The sequence below is a fragment of the Streptomyces sp. NPDC006435 genome, assembly GCF_040612315.1.
In the GTDB taxonomy this organism is placed as follows: Bacteria; Actinomycetota; Actinomycetes; order Streptomycetales; family Streptomycetaceae; genus Streptomyces.
Genome location: NZ_JBEXPY010000014.1, coordinates 126,430 through 146,171, shown reverse-complemented (window position 1 = coordinate 146,171; position 19,742 = coordinate 126,430). Strand labels below are relative to the sequence as shown.

General features: G+C 72.5%; 18 protein-coding genes. 2 read left to right on the top strand and 16 right to left on the bottom strand.

The window, feature by feature from the left end; genetic code table 11:
* Positions 1-12 precede the first annotated feature (12 nt).
* Together ABZZ04_RS16815 and ABZZ04_RS16810 are read right to left on the bottom strand one after the other, a co-directional pair.
* On the bottom strand, positions 13-549 hold the full coding sequence (locus ABZZ04_RS16815; RefSeq protein ID WP_356932958.1) for a hypothetical protein: 537 nt from the start codon (positions 547-549) through the stop codon (positions 13-15).
* Positions 546-1,385, bottom strand: a complete 840-nt coding sequence (locus ABZZ04_RS16810; protein WP_356932957.1) for a 4'-phosphopantetheinyl transferase superfamily protein — start codon at positions 1,383-1,385, stop codon at positions 546-548. Before ABZZ04_RS16810 ends, ABZZ04_RS16815 begins: the two co-directional genes overlap by 4 nt.
* A 249-nt stretch (positions 1,386-1,634) precedes the next feature.
* Between ABZZ04_RS16810 and ABZZ04_RS16805 the strand changes: the two genes are divergently transcribed.
* On the top strand, positions 1,635-2,645 hold the full coding sequence (locus tag ABZZ04_RS16805) for a TauD/TfdA family dioxygenase (RefSeq protein WP_356932956.1): 1,011 nt from the start codon (positions 1,635-1,637) through the stop codon (positions 2,643-2,645).
* Between the two features lie 148 nt (positions 2,646-2,793).
* Here ABZZ04_RS16805 and ABZZ04_RS16800 read toward each other — a convergent pair whose 3' ends face one another.
* The 12 genes from ABZZ04_RS16800 to ABZZ04_RS16745 all read right to left on the bottom strand — a co-directional run bounded on the left by ABZZ04_RS16800 (position 2,794) and on the right by ABZZ04_RS16745 (position 15,865).
* Positions 2,794-5,361 carry an FtsX-like permease family protein gene (locus ABZZ04_RS16800; protein ID WP_356932955.1) on the bottom strand — a complete coding sequence of 856 codons (2,568 nt, stop codon included), beginning with the start codon at positions 5,359-5,361 and terminating at the stop codon, positions 2,794-2,796.
* Entirely contained in the window at positions 5,361-6,146 is a 786-nt protein-coding gene (locus tag ABZZ04_RS16795) for an ABC transporter ATP-binding protein (RefSeq protein WP_356932954.1), read from the bottom strand. Before ABZZ04_RS16795 ends, ABZZ04_RS16800 begins: the two co-directional genes overlap by 1 nt.
* Before the next feature lie 103 nt (positions 6,147-6,249).
* A complete protein-coding gene (locus ABZZ04_RS16790; protein WP_356932953.1) occupies positions 6,250-6,984 on the bottom strand; it encodes a hypothetical protein in 735 nt (244 codons plus the stop codon).
* Between the two features lie 89 nt (positions 6,985-7,073).
* Positions 7,074-7,862: a 4'-phosphopantetheinyl transferase superfamily protein gene (locus ABZZ04_RS16785; protein WP_356932952.1), complete on the bottom strand. Its 789-nt coding sequence runs from the start codon at positions 7,860-7,862 to the stop codon at positions 7,074-7,076.
* Positions 7,863-7,898: 36 nt separating this feature from the next.
* Complete coding sequence (locus tag ABZZ04_RS16780; protein WP_356932951.1) at positions 7,899-9,275, bottom strand: nucleotide pyrophosphatase/phosphodiesterase family protein; 1,377 nt, start codon at positions 9,273-9,275, stop codon at positions 7,899-7,901.
* The gene (eboE, locus tag ABZZ04_RS16775) at positions 9,272-10,453 is read right to left on the bottom strand and encodes a metabolite traffic protein EboE (protein ID WP_356932950.1); all 1,182 of its coding nucleotides are present in this window, start codon (positions 10,451-10,453) and stop codon (positions 9,272-9,274) included. Before eboE ends, ABZZ04_RS16780 begins: the two co-directional genes overlap by 4 nt.
* Before the next feature lie 12 nt (positions 10,454-10,465).
* The gene (locus ABZZ04_RS16770; RefSeq protein ID WP_356932949.1) at positions 10,466-11,323 is read right to left on the bottom strand and encodes a TatD family hydrolase; all 858 of its coding nucleotides are present in this window, start codon (positions 11,321-11,323) and stop codon (positions 10,466-10,468) included.
* 63 nt (positions 11,324-11,386) lie between these two features.
* Positions 11,387-12,046 (bottom strand): EboA domain-containing protein, encoded by a 660-nt coding sequence (locus tag ABZZ04_RS16765; protein ID WP_356932948.1) that lies wholly within the window; start codon positions 12,044-12,046, stop codon positions 11,387-11,389.
* Positions 12,043-12,930, bottom strand: a complete 888-nt coding sequence (locus tag ABZZ04_RS16760; RefSeq protein WP_356932947.1) for a sugar phosphate isomerase/epimerase family protein — start codon at positions 12,928-12,930, stop codon at positions 12,043-12,045. Before ABZZ04_RS16760 ends, ABZZ04_RS16765 begins: the two co-directional genes overlap by 4 nt.
* The gene (locus tag ABZZ04_RS16755; protein ID WP_356932946.1) at positions 12,927-13,841 is read right to left on the bottom strand and encodes an SCO3242 family prenyltransferase; all 915 of its coding nucleotides are present in this window, start codon (positions 13,839-13,841) and stop codon (positions 12,927-12,929) included. The genes ABZZ04_RS16760 and ABZZ04_RS16755 overlap by 4 nt, the downstream gene beginning before the upstream one ends.
* Positions 13,838-15,025, bottom strand: a complete 1,188-nt coding sequence (locus ABZZ04_RS16750) for an inositol-3-phosphate synthase (RefSeq protein WP_356932945.1) — start codon at positions 15,023-15,025, stop codon at positions 13,838-13,840. The genes ABZZ04_RS16755 and ABZZ04_RS16750 overlap by 4 nt, the downstream gene beginning before the upstream one ends.
* A gap of 51 nt (positions 15,026-15,076) precedes the next feature.
* The gene (locus tag ABZZ04_RS16745; protein ID WP_356932944.1) at positions 15,077-15,865 is read right to left on the bottom strand and encodes a Tat pathway signal sequence domain protein; all 789 of its coding nucleotides are present in this window, start codon (positions 15,863-15,865) and stop codon (positions 15,077-15,079) included.
* A gap of 410 nt (positions 15,866-16,275) precedes the next feature.
* Between ABZZ04_RS16745 and ABZZ04_RS16740 the strand changes: the two genes are divergently transcribed.
* Positions 16,276-17,181: a hypothetical protein gene (locus ABZZ04_RS16740; RefSeq protein WP_356932943.1), complete on the top strand. Its 906-nt coding sequence runs from the start codon at positions 16,276-16,278 to the stop codon at positions 17,179-17,181.
* Between the two features lie 102 nt (positions 17,182-17,283).
* Here the strand turns inward: ABZZ04_RS16740 and ABZZ04_RS16735 are convergent, their stop codons facing one another.
* Complete coding sequence (locus ABZZ04_RS16735) at positions 17,284-18,774, bottom strand: MFS transporter (protein WP_356932942.1); 1,491 nt, start codon at positions 18,772-18,774, stop codon at positions 17,284-17,286.
* Positions 18,771-19,742, bottom strand: coding sequence for an ornithine carbamoyltransferase (locus ABZZ04_RS16730; RefSeq protein WP_356932941.1), 972 nt, complete (start codon positions 19,740-19,742; stop codon positions 18,771-18,773). The genes ABZZ04_RS16735 and ABZZ04_RS16730 overlap by 4 nt, the downstream gene beginning before the upstream one ends.

The window sequence follows — 19,742 nt, the reverse complement described above, 5'->3', positions numbered from 1 at the left end:
TCGTGCGGGGGCTCACCATGTTCCGCGGGTCCAGGAGTAGGTCGGGATCTCGGGGACGAGGGCGGGTGCGATGGTCTCGCGGACCACGGTCCATGCGTCGGCGACGACGCGTTCGCGGGGCGGGCGGGGTGTGGTGGGGGCGAGGGCGGTGGCGGTGACCGCCCACATCGCGGCGACGGCGGCGACGGCCCGGACCTCGGCGGAGGGTTTGGCCGGGAGGGCGCGGCCCCGGCCGACGTCGATGCGGAAGCCGAGTTCGGCGGCCTGGGCGGCGCGTGCCCGGTGGGCGACCGTGCCGTCGGGGCTGTCGAACACGGCGGCGGACAGGGGGTGTTCGTAGGCGGTGCGGACCCAGACGCAGACCCGGACGCGTTCGCGTTCCTCCCAGCCGCCGGGTGCGGCGGGTCCGGGGTCGGCCTGTTCGACGGCGGCGGTGAGGTCGGCGAAGTAATCGGCCAGTGCGGTGTCGTCGAGCGGGCCGGGGCCTTCGGCGGGGGCGGGGTTCGGGTGGTGGCGGGGTGGTGCGGTTTGCAGGGGGTGCGTCGTCATGAGGGCCGGTTTCCTTCGGTGCGGGGTGCGCCGGGCTGTCCGGGCGGGGCGGGGAGGTGGTGGATGTGGACGGGTCCGGGGGTGGTGCCGCAGGGCGGGCGGGCGACGGCGGCGGCGACGTGGTCGTTGAGCCGCAGGTCCTGGACCGACCAGACGGTGGTGCGGCCGGAGTGGGTGTGCAGGACGCGGACCGGTCCGGGCCGGGCCGGCCAGGTCTCCAGCTGGTTCAGTGCGGTGCCCACCAGGCCCAGTCCGGCTGCTTTCACGACGGCTTCCTTGCGGGTCCAGACCCGGTGGAAGCCGGTGTCGCGTTGTGGTCCGGGGGGCAGTGAGAGCAGGTGGGCGCGTTCGTTGTCGGTCAGTACCGAGTCGTACAGCGAGGTGCGGCGCATGGGGCGCACCTCTTCGACGTCGATGCCGATGGCGTGTCCTTCGGCGAGGGCGAAGACGCCGCAGCCCGCGGTGCGGGACAGGCTGACCGCCCAGGGCACCTGGGGGTGTTCGATGACCGGCGGGCCGTGTCCGAGGTCTCCGCAGCCGGGGCAGCGGCGGCGGCCCAGTTCGATGGTCTGCGGTGGTACGAGCAGCAGTTCGGACAGGGCGCGGCGTGCTCCGGCCCTGGTGTGCACGAAGGCGGCCACGTCCCGTTCGGCGAGCAGGCCCAGTGCGCGGTGGAATTCGTCGGTGCCGAGCAGGGCGAGGTCGTCGGGGACGACCTGCTGCGGCGGCTGCCACCACCAGATGTGGGCGGCGCCGGCGAGGTCGGGTGTTGTGGGTGCGGCCCGGGACGGCTGCCCGGTCCCGGTGTTCTTCGGTGTGTCGTGTGTGAACGGCATGGGCTGACCCCCATTCCTTCATGTCCGTGCCGGCTTCTTCCGGCTTTTCGGGTCTTTCTTTTTTGTTGTTCTGTGGTTTCCGGTCGGTCCGCGTGGCCGGGCGTGCGGACAGAAATGCCACGGGGCGATCGTCCGCCGGGCGGCTACGGGCCGTCTATATGTGTCCGTGTGTGAATTCCCCGTAGGGTTGCGATAGCGGTCCCTTGGAGACTGGTTCGGTAATTTCCGAACGATCCGAGGGATATTCGCATGTCCAAGACCCATACGCTTTCCGTGCCGCTCTCGGCGGCTGCGGCCGGTACTGTCGTGGAGTTGACCGAGGCCGAGCGGCGTGCGGTGGCCGCTGTCGCCGGGCAGTTGGTCGCGCAGGATTCCGCGGGCGGCAGGATCGATGATCCTTGCTGGCTGGAGGCTGCGCGTGAGGTTTCTGTGCGGCTTCCGCACCGGATTCTCGCGGCGTTGCGCGCGTTCAGGCACGATGCGGGCCCCGACGGGGTGCTGCTGCTGCGCGGTCTGCCGGTGGTCGCGGGTGATCCGTTGCCGGCGACTCCGGCGGTGAAGGGGTCGGTGGAGCGTGTGCCGACCGTCGCTGCTTCCGTCATCACCACCGCGATGCTTCATCTCGGGGAGGTCGTGGCATTCCGCAACGAGAAGACCGGGGCGCTGGTCCAGAATGTTGTTCCGGTGCCGGGGAGTGAGGCCTCGCAGAGCAATGCGGGTTCTGTTCTTCTGGAGTTGCACATCGAGAACGCGTTCCATGACAACCGTCCGGATTTCGTTGGTCTGCTGTGTGTGCGGGAGGATCCGACGGGGGACGCGAGGCTGTGCACGTCGTCCGTCCGCCGGGCGCTTCCGCTGCTTTCCGCGCGGGCGCGGGCGGTGCTCGGTGAGCCGCGGTTCCTGACCGAGCCGCCGCCGTCCTTCGGTGCGCTGGACCGGGTGACGCCCGCTCATGCGGTGCTGAACGGTGATGTGGCGGATCCCAATGTGCTGGTGGACTTCTCCGCCACGCATCCGCTGGACGACGAGGCCCGGGGTGCCATGGCGGAGCTGCGGGACGCGTTCGTGGAGACGATGTCGGCGCTGTCGCTGCGGGTGGGTGACCTGGCGGTGGTGGACAACCGTCTGGCGGTGCACGGGCGTACGTCGTTCACTCCGTCCTACGACGGTGCGGACCGCTGGCTGCACCGGGTGTACGCGCATCTGGACCACCGGCGCAGCCGGGTGGACCGGGCGGGCAACGGGGCGGTCCTGGGCTGAGCGGGGCCGTGTGCCCCGGTGTTCGTCGTCGGCCGAGGGGCCGGCCCCCGGTGGTGGGGGCCGGCCCCTCGGCCGTTGTGTCGTGCGGTGTTTTTTTGGGGGGTGCACCGGCCGGGCGCGGGGTCCGGCCGGTGCGTCCCTGGGTGTGTCACTGGCGGGCGCTGATGACGTCGGCGGGGCGGCCGCCGAGTGCGACGCGGCCGGGGACCAGGGTGGCCGCCGCGGTGAGCAGTGCGGCCAGGCCGAGGACGCCCAGGAACATCGGCAGGTCGAGGGAGGGCTGGGCGGCGCCGGTCATCCCGATGCTGAAGGCGGTGAGGACCGCGAGGGAGATGGCGGTGCCCAGGACCGCGGCGACCAGGACGATCAGGGCGGACTCGATCCTGAGCATCGACATCACCTGGCGTCGGGTGGTGCCGACCAGGCGCAGGAGGGCGAACTCGCGGGTGCGTTCGGAGACCGACATGGCCAGGGTGTTGACCACGGCGATCGCGGTGAACGCGATGATCAGGCCCATCGCGAGGTAGTTGACCTCGGCGTTGGACTGCTGGACCTCGGCCTGGAGGTCGTCGACCTGGGTGCGGTCCAGGATGCCGATGCCGGGGAACTGTTCGAGGGCGCCGGCCAGTTGTTCGCGGCCGGCCTTGCCGTCGCCGGCGGTCTTGACCAGGACGGAGGAGGCCAGCGGGTTGTCGACGTGCCGGGCCACCAGGGCGTGGGACATGGTCAGGTCGCCGAATCCCAGGCCGCGTTCGTAGACGGCGGCGACCTTCAGTTCGACTTCGGTGGCGTCGCCGAGTGTGACCTTGAGTGTGTCTCCGGGTTTCTTGCCGAGGTGGTCGGCGGAGACGTCGCTCATCGCGATGCTCCTGTCGCCGAAGTCCTTGAGGCTTCCCCGGGAGACGTCGGGGTCCCAGTTGGTGGTGAGGCCGGTGGTGGAGATGCCCTGGGCGGGGTATTTGTCGAGGCCGACGCGGACCTGGGTGCGGACGATCTCGGTGACCTGGGTGACGCCGGGCACGGTGCGCAGTGCGTCGGTGGCCCGGGCGGGGACGCCGGGGCCCTCGGAGGCGACGACCCAGTCGGCCTTGTTGCCGGCCTTGGCCTGGGCCGTGGCGGCGTCGCCCATGGTGGTCTGCACGAACAGGACGGTGCAGGCCATGCCGATGAGCAGGACCAGGGGGGTGACGGCGGCGGCCATCCGTTTGGCGTTGGCCCGGGCGTTGGCGGTGGCGAGGTGGCCGCCGACGCGTGAGATCTTCAGCGGGATGCCCAGGACGGCGACGGCGATGCGGGCGATGACCGGGCCGAGCAGTGAGACCGCGACGGCCAGGACGACGACGGACAGGAACGTGACGGGCTGCGAGGCCGGTTCGGTGCGCAGGAAGCCCAGCAGGACGACCACGCCGATGCCGAGGGCCAGGACGAGGATGCCCGCGCCGAGCCGTCCCCAGGCGAAGTGGCGCTGTTCCATGGATGCCTCGGACAGGGCCTCGGCCGGGCGGATGCGGGCGGTGCGGCGGGCGGAGATGCGGGCCGCGACCCATGCGCCGAGCAGGGCCGCGCCGACGGCGGCGGCGAACGGCACGAAGCTGAAGGTGAGTTCGAGGGTGTCGGGGATGGCCTTGAAGTCGATGAACTTGCTGTGCAGCCAGTACGCGATGGGCAGGCCGGCCACCGAGCCGAGGCCGCCGGCGAGGCCGCCGATGATCAGGGCCTCGCGGCCGATCAGCTGGCGGATCTGCTTGGGGGTGGCGGCGATGGCGCGCAGCAGGGCCAGTTCGCGGTAGCGCTGCTGGATGGACAGGGCGAAGGTGCCGACGACGACGAGGATCGCGACGAGCAGCGAGGTGCCGCCCATGGCGCCGCCCATGGAGACGAGTTTGACGCGGGCCTTGCCGGCGTCGAGGAATTCGATGGGGCCGCGTTCGCCGCCGGTGGCGACGGCGTACCTGCGGCCGTCGCCGTCCAGGGCCTTCTTCGCCTGGTCGGCGAGGTCGGACGGGGAGACGCCGGGTTTGGGCAGCAGGCCGACGGTGGTGATCTGGCCGGGGCGTCCGGACAGGGTGCGGGCGGTCTCGTCGGAGAAGAACAGGGAGGTCTGCTGGTGCAGGTCGCCGTCCTGGGGTGCGGCGATGCCGCTGATCTTGTAGGTGGTGGGGGCGCCGGTGGACTGGATGACGAGGCTGCTGCCGGTCTTCAGGCCGGTGCGGGTGGCCAGTTCCCGGTCCAGGACGACGTCGCCGGGGCTGGTGGGTGCTTTGCCCTCGGTCAGCCGGAAGGGGGTCAGTTCGGCGGAGGACCAGGCGTGGCCGTAGGAGGGTTTGTTGTCGATGCCGGGCACGATGCGGCCCTGGGGGCCGACCGCGTAGGCGGGGAAGTTCGTCTCGGGCACCGCCTTGCGCACGCCGGGCAGGGCGGCGAGGGTCTGGAGGGTCTTCTCGGGCAGCCAGACCCGTTCGGCCAGGGGCTTGGCCTTGTGCTTCTGCTTGACCTTGCCCTTCTTCTTCTTGACGGTGGTCTGGTGGACGTTCTGGTCGGCGCCGACGATGACCGGGGCGGCGGCGTAGCGTTCGGTGGCGATGGTGCCGCGCAGGCCGGTCTCCAGGAGGATGCCGCAGGCGGTGACCAGGGCGGCGGCGCAGAACAGGGCGAGGAAGGCGCCGATGAAGCCGCCTTTCCTGGCCTTGAGGGTCTGCAGTGCGTAGCGCAGCATCAGGCCCACGCTCCCAGGTGTGTCATGCGCTCGGCGACGAGGTCGGCGGTCGGGGCGTCCATCTGTCCGGCGATCTTGCCGTCGGCCAGGAATAAGACGGTGTCGGCGTAGGAGGCGGCGACCGGGTCGTGGGTGACCATGACGACGGTCTGGCCGGTCTCGTCCACGCAGGTGCGCAGCAGGGAGAGGATCTCCTTGGCGGTGACGGTGTCGAGGGCGCCGGTGGGTTCGTCGCCGAAGATGACGTCGGGGCGGGTGATGAGGGCGCGGGCGATGGCGACGCGCTGCTGCTGGCCGCCGGAGAGTTCGGCGGGGCGGTGGGAGGCGCGGCCGCCCAGGCCGACGCGGCCCAGGATCTCGTCGAGCCAGTTCCTGTCGAGGCTCTCGCCGGCCAGGCGCAGGGGCAGTTCGACGTTCTGGCGGACCGACAGGGAGGGGATGAGGTTGAAGGCCTGGAAGACGAAGCCGATGCGCTGGCGGCGCAGTTTCGTCAGCTGGGTCTCGTTCATGTCGTTGAGCTGGGTGTCGCCGATGTAGGACTGGCCGGTGGTGGGTTTGTCGAGGCCGGCCGCGCAGTGCAGGAATGTCGATTTGCCGGAGCCGGAGGGGCCCATCACGGCGGTGAAGGAGCCGCGCTCGATCCCTACGGAGACCCCGTCCAGGGCCCGTACGCCTCTGCCGCTTTTGCCGTACACCTTCGTCACGTCGGCCAGTCGAAGGGCGTGCCCCCGGTTGACCGTGTTGTAGCCGTTGTTTCGGGAAGGGCGGCTCGTCTCGGTCACCATGTTGCGACCTGTCCTCTCCATAGTGTGGTTCCGGGTCTCAGAGGGATGGTTTTTGAGCGTATAAGGCATCGGGTCGAGCGTGTTCCGTACTTCTATATTCGATCTATTTATGGGTGGTTCGGTGCGGTTGGGCGGGTGTCCTGCGGTGGGAGGGGGTGCGTCTGCGGCGCAGGAGCAGGGCTGCCGCGGTGGCGGTGAGGCAGGCGGCGTAGGAGGCGGTCACCCAGGGGGCGGGGGTGCGGCCGGCGGTGAGGCCGTGGATCACGGCGGCGGTCCAGCCGGCGTAGGAGGACGCGTGCAGGATGCGGAACGGGCGGATCCAGCGGCGGGCCGCGAACAGGCCGCGCCAGATGCCGGTGGCGGCGGCCAGCAGGAAGAGGTGGCAGGCCAGGGTGCCCAGGGCGAGCCAGAAGTCGGCTGCGGTGGTGGGTGGCGGGCCGATGAGGAGGGCGTCGCGGGGGGTGATGCGGTGGGCTGCGATCTTGACGGTGATGTGCAGGAGGAGGAAGGCGATTCCGGCCAGTGCGGCGGTGCGGTGCAGGTGCTGGGCGTACTGGCGGTGGCGGGGGGTGAGCAGGTCGCGGAAGGTGCTGGTGAGGCCGAGGAGTACGGAGCCGGAGAGGCAGACCAGGGCGGCGACGCCGGCCATGGTGTCCAGCCAGGTCCGTACGGGGCCTGCGGCGAGGGCGGCGGTGGTGATGAGGGCTGTGGCGGTGAGGGTGGCGGCGAGGAGGGGTGCGGGGCCGGGGGGCGGGGTGTGCGGGGGGTCTTTGCGGGGAGCGGGGGCCGGTTCGGGGGCGGGTGCGGGGGTGGGGGTGGTGTGCTGGGTGAGGGCCATGGGGGCTCCGGGGGTGGGGGGTGCGGAGGGTTTCGGGCATGGCTTCGCGCCGCGGGAAGGGGGGGTTTCTCGCGGCGCGAAGCCGGCTCTCACGCCGGGGCGTGGAGGTGGACCGGTCCGGCGGGGTCTGCGGCCGGGCGGGCCACGGAGGCCGCCCAGCGCTCGCCGATGTCGAGGTCGGTCACCTGCCAGCGTGTTTCCTCACCGCGGTAGCGGTGCACCACCTGTACGGGCCCGTCCTGTGCGGGGTGGACGTCCAGGGTGTTGAGCGCCATGCCCAGCAGGCCGAGGCCGACGGCCTTGACCACGGCTTCCTTGCGGGTCCAGGCCCGGTGGAAGGCGGCGTCCCTGGCCGGGCCCTCGGGCAGGCCCAGGACGTGTGCGCTCTCGGTGGCGGTGAGGACCATGTCGGCCAGGCCGGCCGGTTCGACCGGCCGGCGGGCCTCCACGTCCACGCCCACCCAGTCGCCCGCCCGTATGGCGAAGGCTCCGGCCCCCGCGGTGCGTGACAGGCTGACCGCGAGCGGGACCGGCGGGTCGGACACAGCGGGCGGGCCGTGTTCCCGGTCGCCGCAGCCGGGGCAGGTGCGGCGGCCGAAGCCGACCTGGTGCGGTTCGATGCCGAGCAGTGCGGCCACGGCCCGGCGGGCGCCGGCCCGGGTGGCGGTGAACGCGGCGGCGTCCGCCTCGGCGTGGAAGCGCTGGGCCCGGCCCCGTTCCACTTCGTCGAGCACGGCGTAGTCCGCCGGGTCGGTCCTGGTGCCGAGCGGCCACCACCACACGTGGATCTCGCCCGATTCCCGCATCCGGTCGACCGCTTCGAGCGCCGGGCGGGGTATGCGCACCTCGCTGATCGCGGTGTTCCGCCGAGGTGTCATCTGGCCTCCTCTCGATCCTTATCGATACGGCCGGTCTCAGGCCAGTCCGTTGAGGCGCAGGAGCAGTTCCTTGACCTCGGTGGCGTGGTAGCGGTCCCGTTCCTGGCCCGGGTCGGAGCACAGCAGCAGCGGCCCGTCCCGGTGGTCCTGGGGCAGCCGTCCGTGGCTGCCCCTGACGTGGGCCGGGTCGAGCGGCACCACGGTGAGCGGTGCGCGCATCCCGGCCTTCTTGCGCAGCAGGGTGAGTGCTGCCTTCGCCTTCACCGCCCTGTCGGCGGGGTCGAAGAAGAGTTCGGCCGGGTCGTAGCCCGGCTTGCGGTGGATCTCGACGCCGCGTGCGAAGTCGGGGGCGCGGGTGTCGTCGAGCCAGTAGTAGTAGGTGAACCAGGCGTCCGGTTCGGCGACGGCGACCAGTTCGCCCGCGTTGGGGTGGTCGATGCCGTAGGTGTTCTGCTGGGTGCGGTCCCAGATCTCGTCGATGCCGTCGGTGTGTTTGAGGACGTCGCGCACGCGCGGGATGTCGGCGGGGTCGGCGACGTACACGTGGGCCGCCTGGTGGTCGGCCACGGCGAACGCGCGGGAGGTGCAGGGGTCCAGGTATTCCATGCCGCGCTGAGTGTAGACGGACAGGAGTCCTTCGCGGCGCAGGGCGCGGTTGATGTCGACGGGGCGGGAGACGGGGCTGATGCCGTATTCGGCGAGGGCGACGACGGTGGTGCCGCGGTCGCGCAGGTCCGTCAGGAGGGGGGCGATGGCGGTGTCGGCCTCGCGGGCGGCGAGCAGGGCCTGGGGGCTGTCGGGGCCGTAGCGCTGGAGGTCGTAGTCGAGGTGGGGCAGGTAGATGAAGGACAGGTCGGGGCGGCGGGTGTCGTTGATGTGGCGGGCTGCCCGGGCGATCCATCGGGTGGAGGCGATGGAGGCGGTGGGTCCCCAGTAGTGGAAGAGGGGGAATTCGCCCTGGATTTTGGTGAGTTCGTCGCGCAGTGCGGCGGGTTTGGTGTAGCAGTCGGGGGATTTGCGGCCGTCGTAGTGGTAGACGGGGCGGGGGGTGAGGACGGTGTCGACGTCGGCGCCCATGGCCCACCACCAGCACAGGTAGGCGGTGGTGTGGTCGGGGTTCTTCCGGCGGGCGGTCTGCCAGACCTTCTCGCCGTGGACGAGGGCGTTGTGCTGGCGCCACATCATGACTTCGCCGTGGTCGCGGTGGTACCAGCCGTTGGCGACGGCGCCGTGGTCGCGGGGCAGCAGTCCGGTGGTGAGGGTGGCCTGGACGGTGGCGGTGACGGCGGGGAAGACGGTGTCGAGGCGGGCGGTGAAGCCTTCCTGGCCGATGGCGGCGATGTGCGGCATCTGGTCCAGGAGGCGGGGGGTGAGGCCGACGGTGCACAGGACGGCGACCTGGCGGGTGGTCATGGTGTGGCTCCGGGGTGCTCGGTGAGGCCGAGGCGGGTCAGTTCGCCGTGGGTCCATTCGAGTTCGGTGGCGATGCCGGCGGCGATGCCGGCGGCGCCGGTGGGGCGCAGTCCGGCGGGCAGGACGTCCCAGGTGTAGGTCTCGACCTCGACGTGGTCGGTGAGGGCGTGCGGTCCGCCGAGTGTGGCGCGCAGGGTTTCCTGGAGGGCGTCGCTGGTGTTGCGCAGGGGTGGTTCGGGCTGGTCGTGCAGGGGGACGTGGTAGTGGATGCGCCAGGGTGCGTCGCCGGGCAGGGCGCCGGCCAGGGCGGGGGCGAGGTCGTCGCAGCCGCGCAGGGTGCCGTCGGGGAGCTGTTCGCGGACCTGGTGCAGGAAGCGGGGTTCGGTGAAGGGGTGCAGTGCGTTGCGGGACTCGGTGTCGGCGGGGGTGTCGGCGACCAGGGCGGAGGATGCCTGGAGTTTGACGATGGGTACGCCTTCGGCGACCAGGGCGGTGACGGCGTCGTGCGGGTCCTCGTGCTGGACGGCGAGGTGGCAGGCGTCCAGGCACAGGCCGATCCAGTCGTGGTCGGCGCCGGCGATGGCGTGGGCGGCCTGGGCGGTGGTCTCGGCGACGCAGCCGGGTTCGGGTTCCAGGCCGACGCGTATGGTGCGGCCGGTCTCGGCCTCGATCTGCTTGAGTCCGGCGGCCAGTTCGTCGAGGTGGCGGGCGGCGGCCGAGCGCTGCACGCCGGTCCAGGGGGTGCGCCAGGCCAGGGGCAGGGTGGATATGGAGCCGCGGGCGGCGTCGGGGGGCAGCAGGGCGGCCAGGACGCGGGCGAGGTTGAGGGTGTAGGTGAGGCGGGAGGGTTCGGACCAGTCGGGGAAGTACACGCCGCGTTTGACGACGGGGGTGTGGAAGCCGCGGTAGGGGAAGCCGTTGAGGGTGACGGTCTCCAGGCCGCGGGCGGTCAGGGTGCGGCGCAGTTTCCCGGTGTCGTCCGGGTGGGCGGCGAGGTGGTGGGCGACGTCGGCGGGGAGCCACAGGCCCAGGCCGACGAGGTCGGTGTCCAGGTGGCGGCGGACCTGTTCGGCGTGGTCGGTGAGCTGGGCGGTGATTCCGTCGAGGGTTTCCGCGGGGTACACGTTGGTGCAGTAGGCGAGGTGGATGGTGGTGGAGTCGGGGTGGTGCAGACGCATGATGAATCGCCCTCAGCTGCCGCCGCGGGCGATCGAGTTGCCGGCGTACAGCCCCGCGGCCTGTACATCGTTGTAACCGTCCAGGTCAAGCCTGCCCGACTGCCCGTAGAACGTGATCGGGTTGCGCCACATGACGCGGTCGACATCATCCTCGTCGAAACCGGCGTCGAGCATGGCCTGGGCGGTGATCCTGGTGAGCAGGGGGTCGCTGTGTCCCCAGTCGGCCGCCGAGTTCACGAGCATGTGCTCCGTTCCGTACTTTTTGAGGATGTCGACCATCCGCTGCGGGGTCATCTTGGTGTCGGGGTAGACGGAGAAGCCCATCCAGCAGCCGGTGTCGATCACTTCGGTGACGGTGACCTCGTTGAGGTGGTCCAGGACGACGTGGCCGGGTTCGATGCCGGATTCCTCGATGACGGCCAGGGAGCGGGCGGTGCCGCCGGCCTTGTCGCGGTGGGGGGTGTGGACCAGTGCGGGCAGGGCGAATTCGACGGCCAGGGCGAGCTGGGCGCGGAAGGCGTGGTCCTCGGCGTCGGTCATGGTGTCGTAGCCGATCTCCCCGACCGCTACGACGGAGTCCTTGGCGAGGTAGCGCGGCAGCAGGTCGAGCACGGGGGTGCAGCGCGGGTCGTTGGCCTCCTTGGGGTTGAGGCCGATGGTGCAGTGGTGGCGGATGCCGAACTGGGCGGCGCGGTAGGGCTCCCAGCCGAGCAGGGCGTCGAAGTAGTCGGCGAAGCTGGCCGGGTGGGTGCGTGGCTGGCCGAGCCAGAAGGCCGGTTCCACCAGGGCGCGTACACCTGCGTCGTACATGGCCCGGTAGTCGTCGGTGGTCCGGGACGTCATGTGGATGTGCGGGTCGAATATGCGCATGGCCGGTCTCCGTCGGGTGGGTGTGGCCCGGTCCTCGTGTGCGGGGCCGGGTGGGGTGGTTTCTCAGCCGTCGTGGGTGGCGATCAGCCACAGGTCGGCGGGTACGGTGCGGCCGGCGGCGCGGCGTTCGGCGGCGAAGCCGGTGGCCATCCGGGCGAGTTCGGCGTCGCGTCGTTCGTGCAGTCCGGCGACCTTGGCCAGGGGGATGCCGGTGAACAGGCATTTCAGGACGGCCTGGCGCCAGCGGTACTGGTCGAGGTGGGCCTGTGCGTAGGGGCCGAGTGCGGCGGCGATCAGGCGGTTGTCGTTGGTGCGCAGGGCGTCGTCGGTGAGGTGGACGGCGTGGGGGCCCAGGGGCAGGAAGGGCAGGGCGTGCAGGACGCCGCGGCGTTCGGCCGCGTCGCCGTCGCGGTAGCGCCGGGTGGCTTCCTGGGCCAGTGGGGTTGCGTGGAGGTCGAGCCGGGCGAGCAGGCGGGTGCGTACGGCGTCCTCGATGTGCCAGCCCGCCCAGCCGGGCAGCCGGGTGCGGCCGTAGCGGCGGCCGGCGGCGGGGAAGCGGCTGTCGAGGGCGGTGGGGCCCTGTTCGGTGACGGCTGCGAGGTCCTGGTTCAGGCGGGTGCGGTGTTCGTGGCCGAGGGCGGAGCCGAGTCCTTCGGCCAGGGCGCGCAGGGTCAGGGGGTGGTGCACGGTGGTGGGGGGCGGGGTGATCGTGGGTGCGGTCATGCCGGTTCGGTCTCCTTCGGCCGGGCTGCGGTGCGCAGGAACTCGATGCTGTGGCGGGCGGTCGCGGTGGCGGCGTGGCTGTGCCGGGGCAGTTCCACGGAGACCAGGCCTCGGTATCCGGCGGTGGTCAGGGCGTGCAGGACCGGGGGGAAGTCGATCTCGCCCTGGCCGAAGGGCAGGTGTTCGTGGATGCCGCGCCGCATGTCCTCGATCTGGACGTGGGCGAGGCGGTCGGATGCCAGTTCGATGCAGCGGGGGACGGTGTGGGGTTCCAGGCACCGGCAGTGGCCGATGTCCAGGGTGAGGCGGAAGCGTTCGGGGCGGCCGAGGGCGCGGTGGAGTCTGCGGTAGCCGGCGAGGTCGGCGACGAGCATGCCGGGTTCGGGTTCGAAGGCGAGGTCGATGCCGGTGGCGTCGGCGTGTGCGACGGTTTCGGCGCAGCCCTCGACGAGGTGGTGCCAGGCCTGTTCGGGGGTGGTGTCCGGGTCGGGGGTGCCGCTCCAGAAGTGGACGGCCTCGGCGCCGAGTTCGGCGGCGATGCCGATGGCGCGGCGCAGCAGTCCGCGGCGCAGTTCGCGGCCTTCGGGTTCGGCGGACATCAGGGTGGGGCGGTGTTTGTTCCAGGGGTCCAGGAGGTAGCGGGCGCCGGTTTCGACGACGACGGCGAGGCCGGTGGCTTCCAGTGCGTGCCGGGTGCGGGTGATCTGCCGGGGCAGGTCGGGTGCGTAGGGGTCGAGGTGCTGGTGGTCCAGGGTGAGGGAGACGCCCTGGTATCCGAGGTCGGCCAGGACGCGCAGGGCGTCGGGCAGGCGGTGGTCGGCGAAGCCGTTGGTGCCGTAGGCCAGGCGCAGGCCGCCGGGCGGGGCGGGGTGGTGGGTGCTCATGTCGGGGACACCTTCCGGGCGAGGCGGCCGGCCAGGGGCAGGGCGGCGACGAACGGCAGGGCGAGCAGGGGTGCTCCGGCGCGGGCGATCAGGGCGGCCTGGAGGGGCAGCAGGGCGTGGATGCCGGCGCCGACGGCGGCGCGGACGCGGGGAGGTGAGGGGTTGCGGGCGGCGGCGCTCTGGGCGCGGGTGCAGGTGCCGGCGTAGGCGGCCAGGGCGGTGGCGGTGACCAGGGTGCGGGCGGGGTGGTGGGGTGCGGGGTGCCCGGTGGTGGCCGGTGCGGCGGGGGGCGCGGTGAGGAGGCGGGCGGTGCCGGCGCCGGTGATGGCCGTCGTGGTGGCCAGGGAGAGTTCCGGTTCGCCGGCCGGGGCGCCGTCGACCTCGTGGCGGCTGAGGCGGGTGACGGCGTAGGTGTGTGCGGCGACGGTGGCGGCGGCCGGGAGGGCGGCGGGCAGCCGGCCGGGGCCGGTGGCGTGCAGGACGTCCAGGGCGCGGGCGGCGGCCATGGCGGCGGGGCCGAGCGCGGTGTGTTTGAGGCCGAGGTCGTAGGCCCAGACGGCGGTGGCCAGCGGCAGGGTGCGGTGCAGCAGGGTGTGCCGGCCGCCGGCGAGGGCGGCCAGGCCCAGGCCTGCGCCGGTGAGGGCGGTGGCGGTGGCCAGGGCGGCGCGCGGGGTGAGGCGGCCCGAGGGGATGGGGCGGTGGGGGCGTTCGGTGGCGTCCTGGGTGCGGTCGGCCCAGTCGTTGAGGGCCATGCCCGCCCAGTAGAGGGTGACGGAGGAGGCGGCCAGGGCCGTGGTGCGCAGGGCGCCGGGGCGGCCGGCCGCCAGTGCCCCGGCGACGACGTCGCCGGGGACCGTGAGTGCGGCCGGGGCGCGGACCAGTTCCGCGTAGAGGGCCGGGGAGGTGTTCACCGGGGGCTGCCCGCGGTGGCCGGGACGGGGGCGTTGGCCCAGGCGGTCAGGGCCTCGTACTGGAGGGTGAGGTTGTGTTCGCGGGAGCCGGCCGGGTCCTTGAAGAAGAAGCCGAGCGCGGTCAGTGCGCCGGCCTCGCCGCGGCGGCGGCCGTGGGCGGCCAGCCGGGCGAGGTCCAGGACGAGCGGGGCGGCCAGGGCGGAGTCGCAGCCCTGCCAGGTGAACTGCATGGACATCCGTACGCCGAGGAAGCCCTCGAAGGAGATGTGGTCCCAGGCGGTCTTCCACTCCCCCATCTCGGGGACGTTGTCGATGTGGACCTGGCCCTGGACGGGGTGGCCGACGGTCTCCTCCAGGCTGCGCTGTTTGGACTCGGTCTTGCTGCGGGCGGCGGCGGGGTCCTGGAGGGTGGCGCCGTCGCCGCCGCCCAGGAGGTTGGTGCCCGACCAGGAGCGCAGGCGCAGGGCGCGCTGGGTGAACATCGGGGCCAGGGCGCTCTTGACGAGGGTTTCGCCGGTCTTGCCGTCGCGTCCGGCGTGCGGGACGCCGCAGGTGCGGGCGAGCTGTTCCAGGGCGGGCAGCGAAGCGCCCGCGGAGGGGGTGAAGTTGATGTAGGCGCAGCCGGCGCGGAAGGCGGCGTAGGCGTACAGGGAGCTGGGCGGGAGCAGGTCGGTGCTGGTGGCGAGGGCGGCTTCGAGGTGGGTGAGGTCGAGGTGGGCGGGGTCGGGGTCGGGCAGTGGTTCGGTGGAGGAGACGTTGATGACGACGACCTGTTCCAGGGCGTGCCGTTCGCGGAAGGAGGCGATGTCGGCCGCCAGGCGTGCGGCGGTGGCGGCCTGGGTCTCGCCGGGGCGGGGTGATCCGTCGCGGATCTCGCGGTCGGCGGCTTCCAGGGCGTCGTGCACGGTGGCGGGCAGTGCGGGGGGCAGGACGCCCGCCGCGGCGAGCTGCCCGGCCCTCGCCGTCAGGGGGACGGACACGATGTCGTGTCCGGCGAACACGAGGTCGGCGAGGGCCGGGAGTGATGCGTCGCGGAACGGGGGGAGGTCCGTGACGCATCCGTCCGGGGAGGCGTGGCCCGCGGCGATCGCGGCGGCGCCGGCGGTCGCGGCCGTGGCGACCGAGCCTCGTGCGCCGATCATCCAGACGCCGATGCGGGGTGAAGTTGCGGTCGTGGCTGGCATGGTGGGCTGTGCCTCCTGAGTCGTACGGGGGTGGGGCCGTGGCCCCGGGGGCTAGAACGTGCCCAGGTCGGCCGGGTAGGGGTAGGTGTCGAAGGCCCGGTCGAGCTGGCGGGGGCTGCGGTGCATCCACTTGCGGGTGATGCCGTGCACGGTGCGCCGGGGCAGGGGCTTGTTGTCGTTGGCGTCGGTGACCGGCCGGCCCAGGGACTGCAGTTCCCAGGCGGTGCCCGCGAGGCGGTTGATGTGCGTCCACCACTGCGCGTCGATGTCCAGCAGCCGGAAGCCGGCCAGGAAGGGGTGCCAGCGGTGGTAGGCGTGGGTGAAGTCCGGCGGGGTGAAGTTCATCATGTGGACCTTGTTGCCGGCCGGGCGGCGCGGGTCGAACAGGACGCCCTGGCCGAAGAGCTGGAAGGCGTGGACCAGTCCTTGCGGGTCGTGGCGGTAGAACTCGCGGTAGACCTCGCGCTGGGCGTCGGACAGGAGCTGGAAGGCGTCGCGGTTGGGGCGGATGAGCTCCAGGTAGCTGCGCGGGTAGCGGCCGCCGGTGCGGGTGGCGGCCCAGCCCGAGTCGATCTTGGTGAAGTCGCCGAAGGGCTTGCAGATGACGTCGACGGCCTCGGAGAGTTCGGGGGTCGGGTTGTAGTAGAACCGCTCGTCGTACTCGTACCAGAACTCGTTGGCGCGGCGGTCGCCGACCATGCCCGGGACCTCGGGGAACCGGTGGGGCCGGCCGTGTGCGGCGGCCGGCAGGGTGCCGGCCACCGTCACCGCGGCCGCCGCCCCGGCGATGCCGGCGGCGGCCCTGAGGACGCCCCGGCGGTCCATGGTGTTGTGCGGCATCGGTGGGTCTCCTTCGTCGGTGGGCGGTGCGTCGATGTGCGGTGTGTCGGTGTGCGGTGTGTCGGTGTGCTGATGTGCGGTGTTGCACTGATGCTCGCGGGGTGCGCTATGTGCGTCCTATAACCGTCCCGGCAGGGTGTATTGGCTGGTCATGTGGGGTGCGGGCGGGGGTGGAAGCCGTTGTGATGCCGGGACGATAGGGCAACGGATTACGTTCTTCCGGAAAACGGCCGTGCGCAGCGCCGAGCCGTTCTCCGGCCCCGTGTGCGGGCCGGCAGCCGGTCACTGCCCCCACCAGTGAAGGAGACACTGTGGTCACGCTCACCAACGCCCGGGTCCGGCTCAGGGACACCGGTGGCGAGGGGAATCCGCCCCGATTACACGGCCCCCTCGCCCGGTGCGCGGCGGCCATGGCCCTGCTCGCGGCCGTCGCCGCGGGCGGTCTGTTCCTCGACGAACGCACCGTGCTGGGTGAGGGGGTGTGGCTCAAACCCCTGAAGTTCGCGGTGTCCTTCGGCCTGTACGCGATCACTCTGGCGTGGATGATCGGTCTGATGGAGCGCCGGCGGCGTGCCCTGCGGCGGGTCGGCACGCTTCTGGTGGTGCTGTTCATCGTCCCGGAGATGTCGGTCATCACGTTCCAGGCCGTGCGGGGCGAGCGCAGTCATTTCAATGTGTCGTCCACGCTCGACGACGTGCTGGTCAAGGCGATGGGCGGGGCGGCGTACGCCGGCTGGGCCATGACGCTGCTGCTGGGGGTCCTGCTGCTGTGGCAGCGCAGGGTGGACCGGCCGATGGCGTGGGCCCTTCCGCTGGGGCTGTTCGTGTCCCTGGCGGGGATGTCGGTCGGGTATCTGATGACCACTCCCACGGCCGCGCAGCAGCGGGCCCTGGACGCCGGGCAGGATCCGCCCGTTCTGGGTGCGCACGGTGTCGGGGTGGCGGACGGGTGTCCGGGGCTGCCGCTGACCGGCTGGGCGACGGGCGGCGGGGATCTGCGGGTGGCGCACTTCGTGGGTCTGCACGCGCTGCAGCTGCTGCCTCTGGTGGCCGTGGGGCTGGGGATGCTCGCGGTGCGGGTGCCGTTGCTGCGGGGCGAGGGCACGCGCACGGCCCTGGTCGTGGTCTGCGGTGCGGGCCATGCCGCGGTGACCGCTCTGCTGCTGTGGCAGGCGCGGCGGGGCCAGGCGCTGTTCGAGCCCGACCGTGCCACGCTCATGGCCGGTGCCTGGCTGGCCGGTGCGGTCGTGGCGGCGGTGGTCGCGGTGCTCGTCGCGGCGGCGTGCCGTGCGGGGCGGGCCTCGCCCGGGAGGTGATGTTCCCGCAAGGGTGCCCGCGGGGGGCCGTCGCGGTTGCGGCGGTCCCCCGCGGGCACCTGTGCGGGGTGCGGTGTTCCCGGGGCCCGCCCGGGGGGTTGTTCAGCGGGTTGTCGCGAAGGGGCCCCGGCGCAGGGCCGGGGAGATCAGGGCGGCCAGGGCGGTCGCGGCCATCGCGAGGCTGAGTGCCAGGATCGTGCGGGTGGGGCCCATGCCCTCCAGGGCGAAGCCGGCCGCGACGGGGCCGGCGGCCATGGCGCCGCCGCCGACCAGCATGGCCAGGGAGTTGGCCCGGCCCCGCATGTTGTCCGGGGCGATCCGTACGAGGTAGACCCCGCCGGCCACGTTGAACACTCCGCCCACGTAGCCGCTCAGGGCGAAGATCGTGCCCAGGGCGTAGGGGTCGCGGAGCACGGCGACGGGCACCATCAGCAGGGCCCAGACCGTCAGTCCGGCGATGACCAGGGCGCGCATCGACAGGCGTTCGGTCCATCTGCCGCCGCTCAGGGCTCCGGCCAGGCCGCCGGCTCCGCTGAGCGAGAGCACGACGCCTGCCTGGAACTCGGTGCCGCCCGCCGACTGGATGCCGGACATCACGGCCAGGTTGAGGCCCTGGAAGAGGAGGTTGGAGACGGCTATGGCGGCCATCACGGCCCGCAGGAAGTGCTGGCGCCACATCCAGGCCAGGCCGGCGCGGACCTCGGCGGCCAGGGCGGTCTCCCGGGTGTCTTGGCGTTCTTGCTGGAGTTTCCCGCGTACCTTGAACAGGCAGGCGGTGGAGGCGAGTTGGCCCAGGGCCGCGGCTGCGAACGGCAGTGCCGTGCCGAGGGTGACCAGTGCGCTGCCCAGTGGCTGGCCCGTGATGGCGGCCGCCCGGGTGCGGGCCTCGTTGCCGGTCATGGCGGCGCCGATCTGCTCGGGCGGCACCACGGCGGGCACGGCGGCCCGTTCGGCCAGCTGGAACAGCACGCCCAGGGTGCCCTCGGCGAACGCGGCGGCCAGCAGCGCCCACAGCCAGATGTGCCCGCTCAGCAGGAGCGCCGCGACCGCGGCGGTCACCACCGCCTGTCCCAGTCCGGCCGCCAGCAGGATGCGCCGCCGGTCCCAGCGGTCGACGAGTGCGCCCGCGGGCAGTTGCACCACCAGTTGCGGGAGCAGCAGCGCGGTGCCGACCAGTCCGGCGTCGGCGGGCGAGGCGGTCGCCCACAGGACGGCGAGCGGGTAGGCGACGGCGGTGGCGCGTCCGGCGAGCAGCGAGAGGCCGGCGCCGCCCCACAGCAGGCGGTAGTCGCGGTTGCGGCGCAGCGGTACGGGCGGGGGCGGCGCGGTCCCCCCGCCCTCCTCCCCTCCCCCGCTCCCCTTCCCGTTCCCGTTCCGGTTCCGGTTCCCGTCCGGGGCGGGCCGCAGCTGTTCGGCCGGGCGGTGGTCCTCCCCCGGTACGGCACCGGCGTCCGTGCCGGTGCCGGTGCCGGTGCCGGTGCCGGTGTCGGTTTCGGTTTCGGTGTCGGTTTCGGTTTCGGTGTTGTTGTGTGGTGCTGCCGGGAGCCATGGCAGCACTGCCGGGTCGGTCGCGGGCTCGGTCGCGGGTTTCATCGTGCGGCCACCAGGGTGCGGTCCGGGGCCGCCGCGGGCTCTTCGGCCTTCGCGGGGGTGCGGACGAACTCCAGTACCGCCATCGCGCTGTGCATCTTGTTGGTGGCCTGGGCGAAGGCGATGCTGTGCGGTCCGTCCAGCACCTCGGCCGCCACCTCCTCGCCCCGGTGGGCGGGCAGGTCGTGCATGAACACGGCGCCGGGGCTGGTGGCCCACAGGGCGGGGGTGACCTGGAAGGGGGCGAACGTGTCGCGCCAGCCGGGATCGGGCTTGCTGGTGCCGGTGGTCTGCCAGCGGGTCGTGTAGATCACGTCGTAGCCGCCGGGCAGTTCGTCCATGTCGTGCCGTTCCACCAGGGTGGCGCCGGTGCGGGCGGCCCGGGCGCGGGCCCGGTGCGCGACCGTCCCTGCGAGTCCGTAGCCGGGCGGGGTGCGGATCTCCAGGTGGACGCCGGGGAAGCGGGTCAGGGCGAGTGCGAGGGCCGCGGCCGTGTTGTTGCCCTCGCCCGCGTACAGGATGCGCAGGCCCTCGATGCGGCCGAAGTGGCGCAGCAGTGTGGTGAGGTCGGTGAGGGCCTGGGTGGGGTGTTCCCCGGCGGTCATGGCGTTGACCACGGACATGGTGTTCTGCTGTGCCCAGCCGCGCAGTTCGGCTTCCGGTCCGGCGGTCCGGGCGACCAGGACGTCGAGCATCCCGGACAGTACCCGGCCGGTGTCCTCGGTGGTCTCGCCGGTGTTGAGCTGGAGGTCGCCGGGTCCGTAGGCGATGAGGGAGCCGCCCAGGCGCAGTGCTCCGGAGGAGAAGGCGGTGCGGGTGCGGGTGGAGGTCTTGGCGAAGTAGACGCCGACCACCTGGCCGTCCAGTGGTGCGGGGCGCCGGGCGGAGCCGGCGGAGAACTCGGCGCCGCGGTGCACGATCCGTCGCAGTTCGGCGTCGGTGAGGTCGTCGATGGAGATCAGATGGCGCAT